The sequence below is a fragment of the Cellulomonas sp. Root137 genome, from assembly GCF_001426725.1.
GTDB lineage: Bacteria > Actinomycetota > Actinomycetes > Actinomycetales > Cellulomonadaceae > Cellulomonas.
Map to the genome: position 1 here is coordinate 987,069 of NZ_LMFG01000001.1, position 22,240 is coordinate 1,009,308.

Annotated in this window: 19 protein-coding genes and 1 pseudogene; 7 read left to right on the forward strand and 13 right to left on the reverse strand. The window is 66.9% G+C overall.

What is annotated here, in order from left to right:
• Positions 1-879: 879 nt before the first annotated feature.
• Entirely contained in the window at positions 880-1,452 is a 573-nt protein-coding gene (locus ASD18_RS04780; RefSeq protein WP_056087397.1) for a hypothetical protein, read from the forward strand.
• Between the two features lie 94 nt (positions 1,453-1,546).
• Here ASD18_RS04780 and ASD18_RS04785 read toward each other — a convergent pair whose 3' ends face one another.
• The gene (locus tag ASD18_RS04785) at positions 1,547-2,155 is read right to left on the reverse strand and encodes a hypothetical protein (protein WP_156387894.1); all 609 of its coding nucleotides are present in this window, start codon (positions 2,153-2,155) and stop codon (positions 1,547-1,549) included.
• A gap of 22 nt (positions 2,156-2,177) precedes the next feature.
• Complete coding sequence (locus tag ASD18_RS20980) at positions 2,178-2,339, reverse strand: hypothetical protein (RefSeq protein WP_156387895.1); 162 nt, start codon at positions 2,337-2,339, stop codon at positions 2,178-2,180.
• A gap of 137 nt (positions 2,340-2,476) precedes the next feature.
• Here ASD18_RS20980 and ASD18_RS04790 point away from each other — a divergent pair, with 137 nt between their 5' ends.
• Positions 2,477-3,454, forward strand: coding sequence for an FRG domain-containing protein (locus ASD18_RS04790; protein ID WP_200938476.1), 978 nt, complete (start codon positions 2,477-2,479; stop codon positions 3,452-3,454).
• 238 nt (positions 3,455-3,692) lie between these two features.
• A complete protein-coding gene (locus ASD18_RS04795; protein ID WP_056087405.1) occupies positions 3,693-4,868 on the forward strand; it encodes a hypothetical protein in 1,176 nt (391 codons plus the stop codon).
• A 96-nt stretch (positions 4,869-4,964) separates the two neighbouring features.
• Here the strand turns inward: ASD18_RS04795 and ASD18_RS04800 are convergent, their stop codons facing one another.
• The 11 genes and pseudogenes from ASD18_RS04800 to ASD18_RS04840 form a co-directional block, all read right to left on the reverse strand.
• Positions 4,965-8,153, reverse strand: a complete 3,189-nt coding sequence (locus tag ASD18_RS04800) for a type I restriction endonuclease subunit R (protein WP_056087409.1) — start codon at positions 8,151-8,153, stop codon at positions 4,965-4,967.
• A complete protein-coding gene (locus ASD18_RS04805) occupies positions 8,153-9,499 on the reverse strand; it encodes a restriction endonuclease subunit S (RefSeq protein WP_056087412.1) in 1,347 nt (448 codons plus the stop codon). The genes ASD18_RS04800 and ASD18_RS04805 overlap by 1 nt, the downstream gene beginning before the upstream one ends.
• The gene (locus ASD18_RS04810) at positions 9,496-11,466 is read right to left on the reverse strand and encodes a class I SAM-dependent DNA methyltransferase (RefSeq protein WP_056087415.1); all 1,971 of its coding nucleotides are present in this window, start codon (positions 11,464-11,466) and stop codon (positions 9,496-9,498) included. Before ASD18_RS04810 ends, ASD18_RS04805 begins: the two co-directional genes overlap by 4 nt.
• Before the next feature lie 253 nt (positions 11,467-11,719).
• Positions 11,720-12,103: a helix-turn-helix domain-containing protein gene (locus tag ASD18_RS04815; protein ID WP_200938478.1), complete on the reverse strand. Its 384-nt coding sequence runs from the start codon at positions 12,101-12,103 to the stop codon at positions 11,720-11,722.
• A gap of 124 nt (positions 12,104-12,227) precedes the next feature.
• The gene (locus tag ASD18_RS04820) at positions 12,228-12,572 is read right to left on the reverse strand and encodes a hypothetical protein (RefSeq protein ID WP_156387896.1); all 345 of its coding nucleotides are present in this window, start codon (positions 12,570-12,572) and stop codon (positions 12,228-12,230) included.
• 21 nt (positions 12,573-12,593) lie between these two features.
• Positions 12,594-13,652 carry a hypothetical protein gene (locus tag ASD18_RS21490; RefSeq protein ID WP_235522258.1) on the reverse strand — a complete coding sequence of 353 codons (1,059 nt, stop codon included), beginning with the start codon at positions 13,650-13,652 and terminating at the stop codon, positions 12,594-12,596.
• Between the two features lie 183 nt (positions 13,653-13,835).
• Positions 13,836-14,291: pseudogene (locus ASD18_RS21835) on the reverse strand (TniQ family protein); the annotation flags it as partial.
• Complete coding sequence (locus ASD18_RS04830; RefSeq protein WP_056087425.1) at positions 14,263-15,327, reverse strand: ATP-binding protein; 1,065 nt, start codon at positions 15,325-15,327, stop codon at positions 14,263-14,265. The gene ASD18_RS04830 and the pseudogene ASD18_RS21835, both read right to left, overlap by 29 nt.
• Positions 15,324-15,740, reverse strand: coding sequence for a hypothetical protein (locus ASD18_RS21495; protein WP_235522259.1), 417 nt, complete (start codon positions 15,738-15,740; stop codon positions 15,324-15,326). Before ASD18_RS21495 ends, ASD18_RS04830 begins: the two co-directional genes overlap by 4 nt.
• The gene (locus ASD18_RS04835) at positions 15,674-17,320 is read right to left on the reverse strand and encodes a helix-turn-helix domain-containing protein (RefSeq protein ID WP_235522260.1); all 1,647 of its coding nucleotides are present in this window, start codon (positions 17,318-17,320) and stop codon (positions 15,674-15,676) included. Before ASD18_RS04835 ends, ASD18_RS21495 begins: the two co-directional genes overlap by 67 nt.
• Positions 17,317-17,958, reverse strand: a complete 642-nt coding sequence (locus ASD18_RS04840; protein ID WP_235522261.1) for a TnsA-like heteromeric transposase endonuclease subunit — start codon at positions 17,956-17,958, stop codon at positions 17,317-17,319. Before ASD18_RS04840 ends, ASD18_RS04835 begins: the two co-directional genes overlap by 4 nt.
• A gap of 363 nt (positions 17,959-18,321) precedes the next feature.
• Between ASD18_RS04840 and dnaK the strand changes: the two genes are divergently transcribed.
• The 4 genes from dnaK to ASD18_RS04860 all read left to right on the forward strand — a co-directional run bounded on the left by dnaK (position 18,322) and on the right by ASD18_RS04860 (position 22,209).
• Positions 18,322-20,187: a molecular chaperone DnaK gene (gene dnaK / locus ASD18_RS04845; protein WP_056087433.1), complete on the forward strand. Its 1,866-nt coding sequence runs from the start codon at positions 18,322-18,324 to the stop codon at positions 20,185-20,187.
• Positions 20,184-20,744, forward strand: coding sequence for a nucleotide exchange factor GrpE (gene grpE / locus ASD18_RS04850; RefSeq protein ID WP_235522262.1), 561 nt, complete (start codon positions 20,184-20,186; stop codon positions 20,742-20,744). The genes dnaK and grpE overlap by 4 nt, the downstream gene beginning before the upstream one ends.
• Positions 20,745-20,818: 74 nt before the next feature.
• Positions 20,819-21,784, forward strand: coding sequence for a DnaJ C-terminal domain-containing protein (locus ASD18_RS04855; RefSeq protein WP_056087434.1), 966 nt, complete (start codon positions 20,819-20,821; stop codon positions 21,782-21,784).
• Between the two features lie 2 nt (positions 21,785-21,786).
• On the forward strand, positions 21,787-22,209 hold the full coding sequence (locus ASD18_RS04860; RefSeq protein WP_056087437.1) for a heat shock protein transcriptional repressor HspR: 423 nt from the start codon (positions 21,787-21,789) through the stop codon (positions 22,207-22,209).
• Positions 22,210-22,240 lie beyond the last annotated feature (31 nt).

Consider the following 22,240-nt stretch of genomic DNA (forward strand, 5'->3'; position numbering starts at 1 on the left):
TGTCCGGTGGGGAACCGCGCTCGCTCCGCGCTGGTTGACTTGGGGGCTTGTAGTCCTGCGAGGCAATGCTGGGCAGCGCTACTCAGGCCAGGGCGAGACAGTCATGCGGAGTCGATCGTGTCGCTGATCGGGCGCTTGGTGGACGACCTTGCCGTTGTGGAGCCGAGGACGCCGGTCATCGACTCAGGTGAGAGCCGCGTAGCGTTGGGATCCGCGAGACAGCCGCGACTGGCTCAAGGTTCGGTGGAGCTCGTTCGGCCACGTCCCAAGAGCTCGGAATCGACCAGGCTAAGCGGATCTGGTGGCGCATGGGAGTGTTTCATCGTGAACCTTCCTCCCGAGAGCCACGTCGACTCGATGCCAGGCGACGGAGACCTATTCCTTGAGCTGGGGCGGGTGACGTGGGCGGCCGCACGCCTGCATGCGGGAGTGCGGGATGCCATCAATCAGCACCGTGGCGCTGCCTCGGACGAGCCCTTCACAAGGACTCTTGGCCAAGCCGTGGCGGTGCTTGAGCAGCTCGCCCGAGAGGCGGGCAGAGCTGACCAGGTGGACTGGGTTGCGAATGTCGGCCGGCCAGCCGTCAAACGGCGCAATGCAGTCGCCCATGCGGTTACGTACACGGCGTCGGATGGTAAGCAGGCGATAGGCCCGGTGGGCAACCCGGCGCCCAAGAGGTTCCTTGCGCCCGACTTGCGCCAGGTCACGTTGCACCTGATCCACGCCAGCATGACGCTGCCCAGTTAGCTCAGGACGTCACGTTGCAGCGAGGCACGGTCGTGTGGCGGAGACCGCTGCAATCAGCCAGCACGCAGTTGTGCAGCGCTGGACAACCCGCCCATTAGCGCCGCCTGTCGCGCGCCCTGGCACGCTCCGTACATGAGTAACGACGAGCATCCACCGCAGTCGCCTGACCTTGACGACGACATCACGGGCACGTACGCCAACTCGCTGCTGCTGCATGTCGGTGCGGTCGCCGTCATGGGTGCCAGGGTCGAGGTCGCCCTCGTCCGGATGCTCCGCCATCTGGAGCCACATCGGCTGAGCGAGCCGCACAAGGAGGTGATGTGGCTCGAAACCGAGAAGGCGATCCGACAAGGTCTGGCGAGAGTCGACACTGCGGTCGCGGCAGAGGTCCTTGAGACCCTCGACTGGGCCTCCGCCCTTGACCTGAGGGGCCGGCGGAACGACGTAATCCACACCGAATACCCAATCCTTCCCGGTAAGCGGCGGGCAGTCTCCTTGACCAGAATTGCTCGAGACAAGCACGGTGAGAGTACGGTCGCGCCGTACGACGAGTTCTTTGCACGGCTGAGGGAGACGCAGGCGCTCCTCGCGTCATTCGCGGCTCGTCTCGAGGCTGTGACGTACTGGATGATGCGACCGAGCTGGCACAGGCGAGTGATGCGACGGCCCGGTGGCTCCGCAAAGTGGCGGCCGTCGGCCCCCTGACCCGCTCGCCGAGAGCGACGATCAGTTGCGACCGGTCGAAAATGCCGAATGAGCTGCTTAGTACGACGCCCGAGCGGTTACGGCGAAACCGCGCTCAGCCGCCATCGGCGGTAGGCCCCGCAGGTGCCGTGGGTTCACTGGAGGAAAACTCCCGAGCGGCGCCCTGCGCCTCGCCGTCTCGAGTCCGTCGGGGCTTCGACATCAACTCATTCAGGGCAGATTCAGCTTCTTGCAACGACCTTTCCTGTCGCCGCCGAGCGGCAGACGGGCGCGCCGCTATCGCGTTACGGAGTTCGTTCGCAGACCTCACGAAGCCACGGAGGCGCACTGTCGCGTCCTGCATCGCTTCCAGGAGGCCCGTGAGCGTCGTGACGCCATGGCGAGCACTCTGCACGAGCCACTGCTCGTCTGGCGCGAGCGTCGGATCGAGCGATAGCACGCCGTGCACGGCCTGGTGACGGACGTCGACCAATTCTGCGTAGGTTGCGAGTAGGAGTCGAAGGTCGGAGCGCTGATCGGTGTCGAGGTAGCGGACGCGCTTCCTCGCGTACGTCGTGGCACCGCCTGGGAAGCGGTCGAACGCCCACTCATCTGTGTAGACATACCCGGTCTCGGCGGCCCATCCGCAGAGCGCCACCTGCGTCTCCGCGAGTGACGAGATCGCCACGAGTCGGCCTAGTACCGCGTAGTACTCCTCGGGCACGGTCGGCGCGTAGCGGCTCACCTCAGCGCGGAACGTACTCGTCGGTGAGCCACCGAAGGAAGATCCCGCTGCGGCCCACGTAGGTGTCCACCGTGTCGGGCGCTTTACCGGCGGCGTTCAATGCGCGCTCGAACCGAGCGAGCTCGTCCTCAAGCTCAGCCTTCGTCCAAGTCTGCTCTGGCATGGCCGGACGGTAGCCCTGAAGTCCTCGACCTGTACAGAACCACGGCCGCCGATTGAGGTGCCCTCGCCGCCTGGTTGAGCGTCTTGCAGGGGACTTCTTCTCGCTCGTTGTCCGATCTCGGCGGTACGGTCGGGCGCGTGAGCCTCACCGCGGGCACAGTTCCCGGGCAACTGTTCAGTCGGACCGACGTGAACGAACGGTTCGGTCTGGGAACCGCAGACGCGCTGTGGGACTGGGTCAAGGCCGGAGCAACCTCTCCAGTCACTGGAAGAGCAAGGCCCCTCCCCACGGGCCCCGCTGTCGTCTACAGAGGTCAGGCACGAACCTCTTACGGGCTCACATCGTCGCTGTACCGCCTCTGCCGCGAGGCGCGCCCCAACGGCGTTTCGGAGCGAACTATCGCCGGGGTCGAGGCTCAGTTGATCAACGACATGCGCGCCGAGGGAATCGGCCGCCGCATGAGCGACGGGCAGCTTCTCTCTGTGCTTCAGCACCATGGCGTGCCCACTCGGCTGCTCGATTTCTCTCGGACCCCGCTCGAAGCGCTCTACTTCGCGGTCGAGAACCACGACACGATCGACGGACGCTTGTTCATAGTGCACGCGCACGGTCACGTTAATTCGATGACGGTGGACCTCGGCTTCGCGGCGGATGGGTCGCGGGCGCTGCCGTGGGAGAACCTCGCTCGCGGTGACGAGTACGCGTCCTCGGCGTGGACGCAGACCGTTGCCCTCGTTGACCCCAACGACCTTGATCCGCGCATGGTCGCGCAGGCGGGTGTGTTTCTCGTGGGCGGGCTCAATCGCCGGTACGGCGGGCGAGACATGTTCGCGGGCGAAAGTGGTCGCGCGCCAACCAGCAGGGTTCCGAGTGAGCTATATGCAGACGTCACGACGCTCGGCATCAACTTCCTGACCAGAGCGGGGACGCAGAATCTGTGTTGGCCCGCCACCGGTTGGACCGTTCGTGTGCGGGCTGAGTGGAAGCCGCGGCTGCGAGAACTGCTGAATGCCGAGGATGACTCAATCCGTCGCGACACGATGTACCCACCGCTCGACGAGGTCTGGCGGCTCGCCAACTACGCCGTCGTCGCGCGGCTCGGCCGCGGCGACTGACCTGCCACTCATGCGTCTGGGCCCGCTGTACGGGTAGGTGCTGGTTGGTCTAGTACTCGAGGGGCAAGGCACACTGGGGCGGGCGTGCAACGCGGACGGTGGGCCGAGTCTCTCGCCCGTGGTACTCACCGGCGCCGTGGCCCGCTCGTTGGCCGTTGCTCCACCCGTACGGACTGGGCCGGATCCGCTGCGGCGAGTCAGTGCTCGTGTCGGGTTGGCCGCCGACGAGGATGGGCGCGTGTCAGTTCCCCTGGCCTGGGTTCAGACCCGGCATGCGCTAATGCTCGAGTTGGCTGCGCTACCCCGCAAGGGTGACCTCCTGCAGTGGCAGCGGCGTCTGGCTGACGCGATCATCGACGCGGAGAGTCCCCCGGCCGGTGTCGACCGAGCAGAAGCCAGGTGGCACAGGCACTTGCTACGGGTGATTGCCGACGGGCTAGTGCACTCGCTGCTCCCCGAACACACCATCCGGTCGCTGTCACGTCATCCGGGCAAACCAGCGTCGCTTTCAGCGCAGGGCCTGGACTTCGACTTCGTCTTCGAACAGGCGAACAGACTCTTGAGTTTGGGCCTGGCCCCGATCATCGCTGACTTGACCACCCTCATTGGCGTTGGTGACATCGTCGGCTGGAGCGGTGACGGAGTGGTGGTGTTGGAGTGCAAGAACCGGCCTGCCCCGGCGCGCGAGGCGACGACCGGGCGGCTTGCCCGGCAGCGCCAGCGTGGTGAACAGGTCGAGACCTATCTGACTTCCAGCCGAATCGACGAAGGTGACATCGTGCGGCAGGCATACACGATGTCGCTGCCGACCCCCGACTGGGGCGCGGTGGCCGACCTGCTCGATAGGTGCGACACGTCCCCGTCCGGCACCGCCGGGTACTCGCTGGGGCCAGCCGATACCCTCGTGGCCGCTACCTCCGAGTCGACGTCGGAGCAGTTCATGGAGGTCGTGCCCAAGGGCGGGGAGACCGCGCACATGGCGATCGTGTTCTACTCCGAGTTGATCGACGCTTCGAGCTACCGTCTGATGGCGCCTTCCAGTTACCCGGTCGGCGGCGAGTACCGGTCGCGACTACTTGAGGGCGAACTGCAGTTGGTCAGGCTCGCCGACGTGAGCGGCCTCGCCGCGGAGTTCGACCACGACGGTTCCGTGGTCGCGCTGGTGCCAGAGCGGTCCAACAGCCGGCTCGATGTGCGGATAGACATCGACGGGCAGGAGTTCTCCAAGTTCACCCATCAGCTCGCGGAGTTCGCTTTGTGGATGCCGGTTCCGTTGGCGGCTCTGCGGCAGACATTGATCGAGTTCGCCAGTGCGCTACTCGATGAGCGGGCGTCAGGGGTCGAGCTCAGCGACAGCCCTGGCCTCGCCCTGGGCGACAACTTCAAATACATGACCGTGTACCGACCGGATTGAGCGGGTCACCGGTCCACCAAAGCTCTCCCCGCGAAGGGCACCAACGCAAAGCGCACGCACACCGCGGTCACTTCTTGGTTGATAGCCGGTCGGGACCTAACTTGCGGGCGCGTTCAGCTGGGCGGCAACCGCGGCATGGATCATGGCGCCGACCTCGACGATGACCTTGTGGGAGTCGGCGTGGCCGGAGGCGATGTAGTCGGCGATCGCGTTGTGGGAGTGCTGGTTGGCGAACACCGCGTCAACGACAGCGTCGCCGAGGTCGGGTGACTCGAGGAACTGGGCACGGGAGTTGGCCTTGGCCTGCCCGACGAGGTCCTCGTCCTCCAGCAGTACCGCGCCGAGGGTGTCGACGAAGCCTTCGACCTGGGCGCGGGAGAACTCCGCGCCGAAGAGGTCGTTCAGGCGGTCGATGACGGCCTGGAACGCGACGAGCACGGGGTCGGGGGTCGTGCCGGATCCGGCGGCGACGACGCCGCGGAGGCCGGTGCCGTCGCCGAGGCTGATGTCGAGCTGGTCGCCCTTGGTGTGCTTGATCTTCTTGAGGACGATGTCGGACAGGTCGATGTCGGCGGTGACGGTGGTAGCGCGGATGTAGCGCTCGAGCAGGCGCAGGAAGATGGCGCGCTTCTCGAGCTGGGTGTCGGCATAGTCGACGACCTGGCTCATGAAGTCGTAGAGCCGCACGAAGGTGCCGACGTCTTTGCGGAATTGGTCGAGGGCATCGATCTCGCTGGTGTCGTCGCGTTTGAGGGCGTCGGTGTACCGCTTGGCGAACTCGTCGCGGGGCGGCTTGATGATCGCCGCGAGGGCGTTGTTGCCGGCGCGGTTGAGCCAGGCGGTCGCGCAGGCGTCGACCTGTGCCTCGGTGAACACCGCGGCCTGGTCGAGCTTGGCGGAGACGTCGTGCACGACGTTCGGGTCCGTCGTCGTCTCCAGGCGGGCGTCGGTGTAGTACGGCTCGAACGACTTGCGGATCTCTTCGGGGTCGTTGACGAAGTCCAGGACGAACGTGACGTCCTTGCGCTCCCCGGAGGGCGCCCGATAAGTGCGGTTGAGGCGAGACAGGGTCTGCACGGCCAGGACCCCGGAGAGGCGCTTGTCGACGTACATCGCGCACAGCAGCGGCTGGTCGAACCCGGTCTGGAACTTGTTGGCGACCAGCATGACCTTGTACTCGGGGCCGGCGAACGCCGTGGCGATCTGGGAGCCGATCTTGGTCGGGTTCATCGAGGTCTCGGTGAACGGCTCGGGACCGGTTTCGGGGTCGTCCACCGACCCTGAGAACGCGACCAGTGTTCCGATGCCCGCGTAGCCGCGCTTGGCGATGTATGCGTCGATCTGCGTCTTGTACCGGACGGCTGCTTTGCGCGAGTCGGTGACGACCATCGCCTTGGCGTGCCCGTCGAGCAGGTGGGCGACGTTCTCCCGGAAGTGCTCGACGATGATCGCGCACTTCTGGCTGATGTTCGTCGGGTGCAGTTTGACCCAGCGCATGAGGCCCTTGGTGGCTGCGGACTTGTCGACGAGCAGGTCCTCGACGGCCTCCTCAGGGACCGAGGGCTCGAGCTCGGCTTCCCCGGCGAGCCCGCTGGCGACCGCGGCGCGCGCGATCTGGAACGCGGTGTCGTAGGTCTGGTACCCGCGTAGCACGTCGAGGATGAACTCCTCCTCGATGGCCTGCTTCATCGTGTACGTGTGGAAGGGGTGCGGGATCCCGTCGGCGTCCGGGGTGCCGAACAGCTCGAGCGTCTTGGCCTTCGGGGTCGCGGTGAACGCGAAGAACGACACGTTCGGCGTCGTCGCGCGGGCGGTCATCAACGCGGCGAGCTGGTCCTCGGCCGAGACCTCACCGCCGTCGTCGAGGTCGGCGAGCTCGGCGTCCGAGAGGATCTCGCGGATCTTGCCGGCGGTCGTGCCCGACTGCGACGAATGCGCCTCGTCAGCGATGACAGCGAACCGCTTACCGGCCAGACCCTTGTTCTGCGCGATCGCCTCCATCGCGAATGGGAACGTCTGCAGGGTCACGACGACGATGAGCTTGCCCCCCGTCAGCGCGTCGGCCAGCGCCGACGATTTCGACCCCGCCTTGCGAGCCTCGACCTCGTCGACCGTCGTGATGATGCCCTCGCCGCTCCCCGAGCCGGTGTCGGCCGAGTCGATCTGCCGTACGGCGACTTGGAGCTGGTCGTCCAGGACCGTGCGGTCGGTGACCACGATGACCGTGTCGAACACCTTGTGGTCGTGCTCGTCGAACAGCCGGGCCAGGCGGTGCGCGGTCCACGCGATCGAGTTCGTCTTGCCCGAGCCCGCCGAGTGCTGGATCAGGTAGCTCTGCCCGGCCCCGTGCTCGCGCGCATGGGACACCATCGCCGTGACGGCCTCCCACTGGTGGTACCGCGGGAACAGCAACGTCGTGGACTTCGTGACGGCGCCGCTGATCGGGTCGCGGGATCGCTTGGTCTCGACGTGGCAGAACTTGCCCAGGATCATCAGCCAGTTGTCCCGGTCGAGCACCTTCTCCCACAGGTAGGACGTCGCCGACCCGTGCGGGTTGGGTGCGTTGCCCTTGCCGCCGTCCCCGTCGCCCGCGTTGAACGGAAGGAAATAGGTCTTGTCCGAGGCCAGGCGCGTGGTCATCCACACTTCCTCGTTGGACACCGCGAAGTGCACCAACGCGCGGTTTCCGAACCCGAGCAGCGGCTGGATGTGCCCGCCGGGGTCCTTGGGCTGGCGCGCCTTCTTGTACTGCTCGATCGCCTCGGCGACCGACTGCGTGAAGTCTGTCTTCAACTCCAGCGTCGCCACCGGCAGCCCGTTGACGAACAGCACCAGGTCGAGCGACCGGTTGTCCTCGGTCGAAAAGTGCACCTGCCGCATAACGCGCACACGGACCTTCGCGTAGTCCGCCAAGGTCGTCGCGTTCAGGCTCGTCGCGGGGCGGAACTGGCACATCCGCAGCGACGACGACACGTGCTTGAACCCACGACGCAGCACGTTCAGCGTGCCGCCGCCCTGGTCCGCGGGGGCGTCCAGCACCTTGCACAACCGGTCCAGCAGCGCCCTGCGTGCGCCTGCCTCCTGGGAGGTACCGGCCTTGATGGCCTTCGAGAACTCCTCAGGCTGTGTGTCAGCCAACCAACCGAACACGTCCGCGGGGACGATCGCACGCTCCCTGTCGTACACCGCGTCGGGCTCATGGTCCGACGACGAGTACAGCCAGCCATGTGCCGCCAAGTGCTTGGTCAGCTCCGACTCGAACGGCTTCTCGTGGTAGTCCGCCATCAGGCCACCCCCTCAATGGCGCGACCTGCAGTCCGTACGTCAATTTTCCCGGTCACAGCGGCCGTGATGAGCGCTACCCGCCGCTCCTTGGCCAGCTTGATGTGTTCCTCGGTCTTGGCGATTAGCGCATCGATCCGCGACGTTTGGTTGTCCAAGAACTCGACAATCTCGCGCTGCTCGTCGAGGGGAGGAACCACGATCGACATGGCGGCGGCAATCGGCTGGTAGATCGTCTGATGGGTTGAGCCCATGACCATTGAGCCGAGTTCGCTCCTCATGGCTCGGAACGTCGCGAGGAGGAACGTGGGCAGCAACTCCGGTCCGCACACCCAGTTCCAGTAGTCCTGACTGGTCGCCATGGGTACAGGCATGATCCCGGCGAAGCCAACCGATGCGGTCCGAGACAGCACGACCGTTCCTGCCGGGAGCAGCTCCGCAGCGGAGTTTGCAAGCCCCAGCTCATTGATGTGCGTGGCAGTCTCCTCGGCTAGGTACGTCGCCCGGCCATCTCGCAATTGCCAGACATCCGCGAGGGTGACCCAGGGGATGGTGCAGCCCATCCAGTACTCCGCGTTAGAGCGACTCGGGGTGTGCCCGGTCTTCATCGCGGCGAAGCGACGAATGTTCGCGACCTTCCAGGACGCCGGGACTTCACGTGCCCAGCGCAGTCCGCTCGGCTGCATCGACGCGTGGGCTCTACGTCCTTTCGTGACGGCTTGGACCGAAACGGCGGCTCTGCGTTCACCGAGCGCGATGATCAGTTGATCCTGCTTGGCAATCAGCGTGTTGATCCGCGACGTCTGGTCGTCCAGGAAGTCGGCAATCGCCTTCTGGTCGTCGAGCGGTGGCAGCGGCACATGCACTCCAAGGAACTGTCCCCCGGAGACCTCCATGAAGGTCGTGCCGCGCCCTTGCGCGTCCAACTCATCTCGTGCTGCGACGAGCGAGTACGCGGTATATCTCGGGTCGGATCGTGCGTCAGGTGTAATCGCCCGGCAACCCTGGTTGAACGCGGTCTCTTCGATCGTGCGCCCTACGTACCCGATAGGCGCCCGGATCGAGACCACGATGCTGCCGGCGTTCACCGTCGACGAGCCAGCCTCGACGCCCGCCCTGGTAACCGTGCGCTGCGTTGAGGCGACCTCGCGGCCATCGGCAAAGCGGAGATCCGGTGGCGTCATGAACGGAATTTCCCCGTTCCAGAAGTGCGGTTCCGCAGCGGGCGTTCCACCGTTGGTCACCCTGCCGATCCTGCGAATCGGCACGAATCCCCAGTGGTGTGGCACTTCGGGGCACCACTCCGTCTCGGTGGTCCGGTATTGCTCGTAGCGACCGAGCTGCTTCACGCCTCGACCTCCTGAAGAAGATCGAGAATCTCGGCAACGATCGCGTTGAGGTCCCCGTCGATTTCCTGTAGCGGGCGGGGTTGCGTGTACGTGTAGAAGTACCGAGTGAAAGGGACCTCGTAGCCGACCTTGGTCTTGGTGTGGTCGACCCAGGCGTCGGTGACGTAAGGGAGGACTTCGGCGGCCATATACCGGTCGACGACCTCCCGGGTGGTGCCGTCGGCGTCCGAAGTCTTGGGCGTGTCGTTCCAGCCGAACGGGATGCTTTCGGTGTCGCGGAGCTTCGGGTCGGGTTCGGGGTCGCCCCTGAGGTCGAGGATCTCGTCAGCGGCATCATCGCGCTTCCCGAGAGTGAGCCACAGAGCGCGGCGTTGCGGCGTGGTGAGCCCGACGCCGTTCGAGCCGAGGTGCTTGCCCAGGTCGTTCATAAAAGCGTCTCGGTTCCGGTAAACCTGTTGGCCGAACGTGGTGAGCACTTCCGCGAGCCGGTCGCGGTTGGTGCTCTTGAGCTTCGGGTCGTCGCGGATCAGGTCGATGCGCTCGGGCGTGCACGTGAAGTTCATGCGCAGCGGACGCTCAACGGTGATCGTCCAGTAGCCGAAGTCCTGGGTGTCGAAGATCTTGGAGGTCGTGCTCGGCTCGAAGGCGGCGTAGTCGGCCAGAATCGCGCCGCGGTCGTCGTCGCCGATCTGAACGCGCTTGGACCCCAAGGACTTGGACATCTTGGTGGACCGTTTGGACCCGTCGATGAGCTGGACTTTGCCAGCGCGCTCGGGGGACTTGGTGTTGTCGAGCACCCACACGTAGGTGGAGATGCCGGTGTTGTAGAACATGTCGGTCGGCAGGGCAACGATCGCCTCGACCAAGTCGTTCTCCAGCAGCCAGCGCCGGATCTCGGATTGCCCCGACTCCGCGCCGCCGTTGAACAGCGGTGATCCGTTCATGACGACGCCGACGCGGCCGCCTCCTTGGGACGCGGGGCGCATCTTGGACGCAAGGTGCAGCAGGAAGAGCATCTGTCCGTCGCCTACCCCGGGCAGCCCGGGGCCGAAACGGCCGGCGAACCCGCGCTTGTGCTCGTCGCGGATGGCCTTCTCGGACGCCTTCCAGTCGACCCCGTAGGGCGGGTTGGCCAGGCAGTAGTCGAAGGTCTGGCCGGGGAACTGGTCGTCAGCGAGCGTGTCGCCCATCTTGATGTTGTCGGGGCTCTGGCCCTTCGCGAGCAGGTCCGACTTGCAGATCGCGTACGACTGGTCGTTGATCTCCTGCCCGTACAGGGTCAGGCGGGCTTCGGGATTCTGGGCCCTCAGGTGCTCGTCGGCGAGCGAGAGCATGCCGCCGGTGCCGGCAGTCGGGTCGTACACCGTGCGCACTGCGCCCTTCTCGAGCAGAGCGTCGTTGTCCTCCGCGAACATCAGGTCCACGACGAGGCGCACTGCGTCGCGCGGGGTGAAGTGGTCACCGGCCGTGGCGTTGGAGGCCTCAGCGAAACGGCGGATCAGGTCCTCGAACAGGTCGCCCATGTCGGAGTTGGAGATGACGTCGGGGTGCAGGTCGACCTTGACGAACCGCTCCACCACCAGGAATAGGCGGTCTTTTTCGTCGAGCTTCGCGATGACGTCGTCGAACTTGAAGCGGTCGAACACGTCGATCGCCGAGGAGAAGGAGTTGACGTACTCAGTGAGATTGGCCTGAAGACCGTCGGGGTCCTTCAGCAACGTCGTCAGCGTGAACTTCGAGGTGTTGTAGAACCGCAGCCCGGTTGCCTGGCGCACTAGCGACGCCTGGCGCATCTCGGAGTCGACGCCTGCGATCAGCTGGACGATCTGCTCACGGTGTGGTTCGAGGATCGCGTCGAGCCGGCGAAGGATCGTCATCGGCAGAATCACAGACCCGTACTCGTGCTGTTGATACGGACCACGCAACTGGTCCGCGATCGACCACACGAAACCGCTGAGCTTGCTCACTTAGTACGCCCTCGTCCCTCTGGCGTGCCCTGGGCGGCCCACACGAGCCGCCGGGTAGCGATCGCCGCTGATCCCTCGCGAGGTTACCGCCGAGATGGGGTGCCGCTTGTGACCGGCGACCGCCAGCCGTGCAGCCCAGGGTCTCGCTTGGGGAGGAATTGCTTAAGCATCATGGGGCGAAGCACGCCTGGGTTGCTGCCCATCCTCGCGTCACGCGTACAGCCGTTCACTGGCCGATCCGAGTGGTGAGCCCCTATGCCTGAGGCGTGAGAGTGACCAGTTCGTCGACGCCGGTTCCCAGGGCTTCAGCGACGTCGAAGAGCCGCTCGAACAGAACGCCGCGTCGACCGTGCTCGAGATCGATCAGCACATTGCGACTCAGACCGCTCTCGAGTGCGAGGGCCTCCTGTGTCAGGCCTGCGGCGAGTCGGAGCCTGCGGACGTTTGAGCCGACCTGCTGCCGGCTGCGAGCCCAGGCTTCGCGCCGTTCAGGTTCGACAGTCAGGGGATCCACCGGCACGTCTGTGATGTCATACGAGTAGGGCACGAATGTCTGCCCCGCTAGCAGGGCATGGAAGGCGGGCGTTTGGCAATGGCGGATCAAGCAGAGGCGGCCGACCTCGAAGTTGCTATTCACCTGCCCGGCCCTCTACCGCTCGGCGTGCTTCGACAGTTCGTGCGGGTAGCAGACTTCCTGGAGGCCCCCGACGGCCTCGATGTCGCCTTCGTGGACAGTGACGGCCGTCTGATCGGCCTCGGAATCATCGTTGCGCCTTCGGGATGAGGACGCCGTCGCGGGAGCGACCGAGCACGGAGTCCCAGTCCGCGCTGCCGTCCCCCAGCGTGTGGGAGAGCGCAGCGAAGCTCGGGTGCGACGTGGTGATGCCGTGGAGAGCGGCGCCGGCCAGGACGCGTCGCACCACTTCGCCACTCTCCGAGTACCAGCTCCCGTTGCCCACGCCCTTGACGTGCGTGATGCCGTCGAAGGTTCGCTCCGGTGACGGGCTCGTCGACCAGATCAGCCGCTCCATCGCGTAGGCGATGTCGGGATCTTGGCCGCCGAAGCCTGACATTGCCCGCCGTCGCCGTCGGCCGGTGATGGCCACGAGGGCGCTACTGGCTGGTCTTCAAGGTGGCCACCACGCCATTGGCTCCCCTTGGTCGTGGGGAAGTTGCAGGAAGCCGTCGTCCAGGAACTCGGCCCGATTGAGTCCGGATGGCCAGGGTGGCTGCAGTCCGTCGTTGAGGGGCAACGGACAGAATCGTGGGTGCGAACCGGTGTAGGCGACCCATAAGGCGACTGAGGCCGCAACCTCTTCGGCCTCGTCCAACGCGATGCTTTGAAAGCTCGCAGCCTCGACGGCTGCCGCCCGAACCGTCGCGAGATCGCGCCCGACGGCAACGCGATGCGAGTAGTCGATCGGGGGAGGAGCCGCCTCGAGGCGAGAGAACAGCCGCTCGAGATCGGCAGTCAGTCGTTCGAGCTCGTTGCGCGTGCGGTTGCTCAGAGTCTTGGCGATCCGGTCGGCCAGCCACGCCGGCAGCCCGAGATCGAGCGCGATCGCCCGTAGCGGGATGCTCGACCCGACCTTGGACAGTGCCAGCGACAGAGCCGCCCGGCCGCAGCTTTCGTCGACACTGACGTGGTCGGTCAGTTCGCCAGCCCACAGCGCCGGCGGGACCCATCCCCTGGCAGGCCACGTGCCCTCCGGCAGGCGGCGGGGACCATCGCGGCGCTCGGTCCTCACAGGAGGTCGCGGGCGTCCGGACGCGGTGCGGAACATGAGCTGCTGCCCGAGCGACAGGTGCCGTGCCAGGGACGCGAGGCGTAGCGAAACGAGCAGGGAACTGCGCGGGTGGTAGTCGTGTTCCTTGGGCGCAATCGGCGTGTGGGTACCGACGGGATCAAGAACACCATGACGCGCCGCGATGGCCTCGACGGCCTCTGGGGAGGCGGCTGTCATCACCTGCGACGCGACATCGATGGCCGTGACGAGTTCACGCGAACTGGCGTGCGCCCATCTGTTCGCCCGTACCTGTTCGTCGATCAATTCCAACAACGCATGGGCGTACTCGGTAGACGTCGTCGTCCACTGCCACAGAGCAGTCGGGCCACCCGGATCGCGAGCGGCAGCTTCCAGCGCGTGATCGAGGTGCTCGACCGCGTCGAGCTGAGCGTCGCTCACCACGGATGCCCCACCGGCCCGCAGGTCCGTTCTGCACCACTCGCGGCGAGTCCGGTGGATGCGGACGTCGTCGTCGCGTCGCGACGGGCACATCCACGCCGGTGAGATCCGCTGCGACCACGAGGAGTGCGGGCCGAACGGTCGCTTGCCGCACGTGGGGCAGACGTCGACCAGTAGAACCCGGTGACGTCGGCACACGAGGCGCAGGGGCTCGGTCCACTCGGTGCGCCAGAAGGGGTCGGGATCGCCTAGACAGAGTGGGCAGAACGACGCGCCCTGCTGGCTCCGTCGCATTCGGCCGTAGGTGGCGGCCCACCGGTCGACCTCCATCTCCCGGTGCGTAGGTGACGCAGGAGGGGCTTGGACTCGAAGAAGCAGTGCCACCGAAGAGGCCAACTGCCCGGCGGTAGACGATGTCAATTTGACGGACGGATCCTTGGCGAGCCGCGCGACCGTCGAGGGCGGGACTCCGTAGCGAGCTCCGACACGTGACAGCCAGGACTGCGGCAGTTCGTTGTCGTAGGGAGGTACCGCGATCGGCCACTGGTTGACGTCGTATCCCGCGATCGCGACGCGCAGTCGCGGACGGTCGTCTGAGCGCGCAGCGCGGTCAGCGTGCTGCGCTGCGAGTCGCGGCATTGTCCATGACCACCGCGGCCAGGATGTCCGCGTCAATGGTCTCGGCGCCCTTGGTAATCGCCAGGAGGCAGGCGCCGTCGATGAGGTTGGTTAGCGAGCCGAGGTTGCCCTGAGTGCGGCGAAAGATCTCCCGGGCGTGGTCAGTGAGCATCCCCGGGCGGGCCTCGGCTAGCACGATGCCGCCCTCGAGCGCCCGCAGCGTCTTGATCCACATCGCGTGGCTCGCGTCGCTGTCGAGGCTGAACGCAGAGAGAGTGCAGCGCGTTGCCCGCCTGCTGGTCTGCGCGTAGATGGCCTGCTCGCCGGCCAGCCCGTCGTCGAAGAACCCCCTCTCGGCGAGATTGATGCCGACGTACATGAAGGTCACCGGCATCTCGTTGGCCAGCCACTTCAGGTGGTTGGACACCTCGATCCCGTGCCGGTGTCGGAAGTCGATGAAGTGCAGCTCGTCGAGCACGATCAATCGGGTCTGGCACGACAGGACGCAGTCAACCGCGAACGACCCCAGCGACGTCGTCGATGACCTCGCCGCGGCTGGGTGCCCGTAGAACTCGAGGATCTTCTGGTTCAAGCCCTTGAGGGTCATCCCGGCAGAGAGGGGGATGAAGGCGACTGGCCATCTCTGATGACCCTCCGGCGTTAGCGCACCCTCGCGCCGGCAGATGCGCCGATGCAGATCCCGCCCGAATTGCTGGGCGGTCGTTGACTTGCCACGACCGGCGTCGGCGCTGACCACCACGGATCCGCGCTGGCGGTCGCCGTCACGGCGTCCCGAGGCCAGCACCTGCTCGAAGACGGAGTACGCGGCGAGTAGCTGCGGTGTTTGCACAGTAGGCAGATTCGCGTTCCACACGATCCGCGCCTCGTTGTAGTCCTCCAGCTCCTCTTCGTCGAGCGCCGCAATCTGGCGGCGGTCGAGGCGCTCCAAGGGCTCGCGCGGTGCCGCGTTCACGAACGCGTCCCATCCCGCCTTGCGAGCCATGTCGAACCGAGTGGTGCCATTGCGCCTCAGCCACTCCGCCCACCGGTTCGTCACTCGTCGAACACCTCCAACGACTCGAGATGGGCGTACCGCTCGAACACGTCCAGGTCGTCCGGCGGCTGTTGACGAGCGGCACGACGTTCCAGCAGATCGATGACTCCGGGCAGGGCCGCGACCTGTCGCGCATCGCCTTGGGCGTCATGTGCCGGCTGGGACGCGAGACGACGAGCAAGGCTCTGGTGGCGGCGCGTCGTCACTTCGCCGCGCTGCCACGAGGCGAGCAGCTCGTAGACGGCCGCCGAGGGGTTGTCGATGTGGATGCCCTGGAGCGCGACCTTCTTCGCGTAGTGGACGGCGTCGAGGCTGAAGGGCGCGTCGAGAGAAGGTGCGTGCTCCCATGTCAGCTCGTGCCACGAGTCATCGACGGGATCTCGGAACCACACGTGCCGCACGTCGTGGGTGTCCACGTGCAGAGGCCACTTGCCCGCGTACGCACCGCCGTACGCAGACCGCAGATTGCGGTACGGGTTGAGAGCTTCACCGTCGTAGCGCAAGCCGTTGACCTCGACCCCGAGTGCTGAATGGTCCGCCACTTCACATCGAGAAACTCGAACGCCAGGTCGCGTGCGGAGGGCAGCACCAGGCCTCCCATACGGGCCAGGCCGACCTCGAACATCTGCGCCGGCGTGAACCGAGCCCGCGGGAGCTCGGCGACCGCCAGCCCGTCGTGCAGCGAGTGGTGGTAGACCGTCGCAACCCACTCGCGGATGATCTGCTCCAACTCCGCGACGTAGTAGAAAGCTCCGTCCTCGACGTCCTTGCCACGCGAGTACACGTCCGGTCCTTTGTAGCCGGACAGGTGCTGCAACAGGGACAGGCGCAACGTGCCGAAGAACCGCTCCAGAGTTGGTTTGTCTGTCGGCTTGTCCTTGATCGCCGGCTGCACGCAGATCCCCAGACGAGCGCATGCGCCGATCACGTGCGCCGAGATGTACTGCTTGCCGTGGTCCGTGACGATCGTGTCCGGGATGATTGCTGGCAGTCCTCCGCGCCGCTGCTGGTGCACACCGTCGGGCTCCTCGGTGCCGACGAGCACGTTCGATGGCACCCCGTGGTACGGCCAAGGCTCTCGGCCGTCGCTCTGTGGCAGCACGCACTGGAACAGCACGTTCGCCACGTCGACGGCTTTCGTCGACACCGGAGTTAGGCGCAGCCCGAGGATGCATCGCGAGAAGAGGTCCATCGCAACCGTCAGTTGCACCGGAACCCATCGCCGCGTCACCGGCTCCATCGCGAATACGTCGAGCGAGTTCGTGTCGAGCACGATGTACTCGCCGGGGCGGTCAGCACGAAGTCGGCCCAGCACCCCGTCGGGCCGCTTCGCCACAGAGCGACGAGATTTCGCCGACCCAAACGTGTGCCGCCCCTTGCTCAGCGAATCAACTCGCCGGTACGCCGTCGCGCGAGACGGCAGTTCGACGTCGGATCCATGCACGGAAACGACCTGCCGGTTCGTCTCGTCGATCACCGCCAACACGGAAGGCGTCGACGCATTCGTGTAACTCCTCAGGACGGCTATGAGCACGGCATCCCAGCGCGGATCGACGTTGGCCGACCGCCTTCCGGCCCAACGCCCGTCCACCAACCCGTCGATGCCGGCGCGCTGGTAGGCAGCGACGCGGCGCCTCACGGTACGAACGTCAACACCAAGCTCGTCGGCGGCCCGAGCGACTCGCGACGCCAAGCTCCCCTCGCCATCGACGACGCCTGCGATCGCACGAGCCTCAGCTTCAACGACGCGCCGAGCTGACGCAGGAAGCGCATCGAGCGCGACCGACCCAAGTGCCGCCGGAAGGTCTGACCGGGCTTGCTCGTCGTTGTTGAGATGGCGCGATCCGTCGATGAGCGACTCCGCCACGACACGGACAACCTCGAGATCGCGACGGAGGACGACATCCCGTGCGCTGACTGCTTCGACCTGCCAGACCGCTCCACTCCACCAGACGCGGCCACCCGGTCGGATCTCGATCGTCCCCGCCTGGCTCATACCGGCACCACCTCGGTGAGTGCAGAGATCGGACGGGTCATGTCGCAGCGAAGCTGTCCACGCCACATCGCGGCGAAGACCGCGGCGCGCGGAGGTGCCCTGGTCTCGGCAGCAAGCTGACGTTCCAGGTGGCCGATCTGGGTGCCCTCCTCCGAACAGAGATGCACAGCCGCCTCGACATCTCCGTCGGCGACCAAGCCCGGCCTGCGGGCCGACGCCAGGAGTCGCACGTTCCGCAACTGTTCCCGCGGCGCGCCCGACCACACCGAGTACGCCAGAGCGGCGTCGCCGAACACCCGCGCCGTCCACGCCAACGACGCGCGGACATCGTCGTCCTCGAGCATGTCGACTGGCTTCACATCGACGACGAGCGCGCGACCGTCTGCGTGAAGCGCTGCGAAGTCCGGATACCGCACCCTGGTGCGACTCCCGTCAAGGCCCGTCACCCTCATCGGTTGGGCCGCCAGCCGCACCACGCACGGATCGAAGTCCGCGAGCCAGAGCCATGACAACTCAAGCAGACTCTCGTAGACGACGTGAGCTTGGTTCGTCGTCGACCAGAACAGGCCGGGGTAGTGGCGCTGGCCTGCGTAGGACGGCGGGATGCGGACGGGGACCCCATGCGCCACGAGGGACATGTCGACTGCTGAGAGGTCGGCTTCGAGCTCGCGCCCCTCAGCTGTCACGTACGCGGCTCGAGCCGCGCTCGGTCCCACGAAGACGAGCATCCTCCGTGGACAACTCGGTGAGATTCGGACACGCCGTGGACAAGTACGTGAGATTTGGACAACTCAGATGAGATCCCACACCTGCTGCCGCCGGGGCCCGGTCCAGTGCAGGGAATGCGCCGCGCGCTCGCAAGGTTGAGCCCAACAGACTCAAGTTCGACCGTCCCGAGTTTGCGCCGAGCCCCAACCCGACGCAGACTTGAGCCAGCCGGACTCAAGAGCGGTCCTTCACGGGCCACCCGAACCCCGCACGACACGAAAGAAGGCACACACATGGCACGAGCAGTCGGCATCGACCTCGGCACCACCAACTCGGTGGTCGCAGTCCTCGAGGGCGGCGAGCCCACGGTCATCGCCAACGCCGAGGGGTCGCGCACGACGCCGTCGGTGGTCGCGTTCTCCAAGACGGGTGAGGTGCTGGTCGGCGAGATCGCCAAGCGCCAGGCCGTCACCAACGTCGAGCGCACGATCTCGTCGGTCAAGCGCCACATGGGCACGGACTGGTCGCAGGCGATCGACGACAAGAAGTACACCGCGCAGGAGATCAGCGCGCGGGTGCTCTCCAAGCTCAAGCGTGACGCGGAGGCCTACCTGGGCGAGCCCGTCACCGACGCGGTCATCACGGTCCCGGCGTACTTCAACGACGCCGAGCGCCAGGCCACCAAGGACGCCGGCGCCATCGCGGGCCTCAACGTCCTGCGCATCATCAACGAGCCCACCGCGGCCGCCCTGGCCTACGGCCTGGAGCGCGGCAAGGAGGACGAGCTCATCCTCGTCTTCGACCTCGGCGGCGGCACGTTCGACGTCTCCCTCCTCGAGGTGGGCAAGGACGACGACGGCTTCTCGACGATCGAGGTCCGCGCGACCTCCGGCGACAACCGGCTCGGCGGCGACGACTGGGACAACCGGATCGTCGACTTCCTGGTCTCCGAGGTGAAGAACTCCACGGGCGTCGACCTGGCCAAGGACAAGATCGCCGTGCAGCGTCTGCGCGAGGCAGCGGAGCAGGCCAAGAAGGAGCTCTCGTCCGCGACGAGCACCAACATCTCGCTGCAGTACCTGTCCATGAGCGAGAACGGCCCGGTCCACCTGGACACCAAGCTCACGCGCGCGCAGTTCCAGCAGATGACGCAGGACCTGCTCGACCGCACCAAGGAGCCGTTCCGGTCGGTCATCCGTGACGCCGGCATCCAGCTGTCCGCGATCGACCACATCGTGCTCGTCGGCGGCTCGACCCGTATGCCGGCCGTCAGCGAGGTCGTCAAGGAGCTGACCGGCGGCAAGGAGCCCAACAAGGGCGTCAACCCGGACGAGGTCGTCGCCGTCGGTGCCGCGCTGCAGGCCGGCGTCATGAAGGGCGACCGCAAGGACGTCCTGCTCATCGACGTCACCCCGCTGAGCCTCGGCATCGAGACCAAGGGCGGCGTGATGACCAAGCTCATCGAGCGCAACACGGCCATCCCGACCAAGCGCTCGGAGATCTTCTCCACCGCCGAGGACAACCAGCCGTCCGTGCTGATCCAGGTGTTCCAGGGCGAGCGTGAGTTCGCGCGGGACAACAAGCCGCTCGGCACGTTCGAGCTCACCGGCATCGCGCCGGCGCCGCGTGGCGTGCCGCAGATCGAGGTCACGTTCGACATCGACGCGAACGGCATCGTGCACGTGTCCGCCAAGGACCGCGGCACCAACAAGGAGCAGTCGATGACGATCACCGGCGGCTCGGCCCTCCCCAAGGAGGACATCGAGCGCATGGTGCGCGAGGCCGAGGAGCACGCCGCCGAGGACAAGGCGCGTCGCGAGGAGGCCGAGACCCGCAACACGGCCGAGCAGCTGGTCTACTCGACCGAGAAGCTGCTGGTCGACAACGCGGACAAGCTGCCCGACGACGTCAAGACCGAGGTCCAGGCCGCGGTCGGCGAGCTCAAGACGGCGCTCGAGGGCACGGACATCGACGCGGTCAAGGCCAAGCACTCGGCCCTGCTCGCGGCCAGCCAGAAGATCGGCGAGGCGATCTACTCCGCCGAGAACATGGCGGGCGCTGCGCCGGCCGACGAGCAGCCGACGGCTGACGCGTCGTCCGACGAGGACGTCGTGGACGCCGAGATCGTCGACGACGAGGACGAGGCGGCGTCGAAGTGACGTCCGGTACCGAGGACGCCGACGGCGACCTGACGCCCGAGGAGCAGATCCTCGCCGACGCGGAGTCCATCGCGGCCTCCGCCGAGGAGGAGGTCGTCCTCGAGGGTCTCGTCGAGGCGGAGAAGCTCGCGGCGGAGCGTCTGGACGAGCTCCAGCGCTCCAAGGCGGCCTACTACAACCTCGAGCAGCAGTACTCCGGGTTCGTGAAGCGGTCGAAGGCCGACGCCCTCGCCGCCCACGACCGCGGGGTGCACGAGATCGTCGAGGCGCTGATCCCGGTGCTCGACGACATCGAGCTGGCCCGCCAGCACGGCGACCTCACCGGGCCGTTCCTGCCCATCGCGGAGAAGCTCGACGCGACCCTCGGTCGCTTCGGGGTGACCCGCTACGGCGCGGTCGGGGAGCCGTTCGACCCCGCGATCCACGAGGCGCTCATGCACTCGCACGCCCCGGACGTCTCGGAGTCGACCGTGCAGATGGTGCTCCAGCCGGGGTACCGCACGCCCGACCGGATCATCCGGGCGGCCCGCGTCGCGGTCGTGGACCCCGAGGCGTAGAACACGGGTAGCGTCCGGGCAACGAGCAGGTCGTTGCCCGGACGCTGCTCCACAGACTCAAGGAAGGAGGCGGCGTGACCGGTCAGGACTGGCTCGAGAAGGACTTCTACTCCGTCCTCGGCGTGCCCAAGGATGCCGACGCCGCCACCATCAAGAAGGCGTACCGCAAGCTCGCGCGCCAGATGCACCCGGACCACAACCCGGGCGACGCCAAGGCCGAGGCCCGGTTCAAGGACGTCGGCGAGGCCTACGCGGTTCTGTCCGACACCGAGCAGCGCGGCCAGTACGACCAGCTGCGCGCCATGGCGGGCGGCCCGCGCTTCACGTCGGGTGGCCGCGGCGGCGCCGGGTTCGAGGACGTCTTCGGTGGCATGTTCGGCGGTCAGCAGGGCGGCGGTCGCGTCCGGTACACGAATGCGCCCGGCGGCGCCGCCGGCTTCGAGGACATCCTCGGTGGGCTGTTCGGCAACGCGGGTGGCGGGTTCGCCCCCGGTCCGCAGCAGGGGGCCGACCTGGCCACCAGCGCGACCCTCCCGTTCCGGCAGGCGGTCGAGGGATCGACGGTCTCGCTCGTGGTCGAGGGCCGGACCGTGAACGCCCGCATCCCCGCGGGGGTCCGAGACGGCCAGAAGATCCGCCTGCGCGGCAAGGGGCGCCCCGGCGACCGTGGCGCCCCCGCGGGCGACCTGGTCATCACCGTGCGCGTCACGCCGCACCCGGTGTTCTCCCTCGACGGCGACAACCTGCGCATCACCGTGCCCGTGGCCTTCGACGAGGCCGCGCTGGGCGCGACGATCGAGGTGCCGACGCTCGACGGGTCCACCGTCCGCGTCCGCGTGCCCGAGGGCACCCCGTCCGGGCGCGTCCTGCGCGTCAAGGGCAAGGGCGTCCCCGGCACCAAGGGCGACCTGCTGACCACCGTCCAGGTCGTCGTGCCCCAGCGGCTCAACGGCGCCGCCCGCGAGGCCGTCCAGGCGTTCGGCATCGCCACGTCCGGTGAGGACGTGCGCGCGGACCTGCTCGCCGCGGCGAAGAAGTAGACATGGCCGGCGAGGACGCCAAGGTGTACGTCATCTCGGTCGCCGCCGAGCTGGCCGGGATGCACCCGCAGACCCTGCGCCAGTACGACCGCCTCGGACTGGTCAGCCCCAGCCGCGCGAGCGGCCGCGGGCGCCGGTACTCGCTGCGGGACATCGCCACCCTGCGCGAGGTGCAGCGGCTGTCCCAGGACGAGGGCGTCAACCTGGCGGGCATCAAGCGGATCCTCGAGCTCGAGGCGGAGCTCGAAGGCTTGAAGCGGCAGATCGAGTACCTGCGCGCGTTCGTCGACCCCGGCCGTCGCATCTTCACCGCCGACCCCCGCGGCGACGTGGTCGCGGTCAACCGCACCGCCAGCCGCAGCCGCCGCCCGACGACGACGGCCGACCGCGCCGCGGTCGTCCTCTGGCGCCCCAGCTCCCGCTGACCCCCCCGCAACGTCCGCACTCGATGGGCCC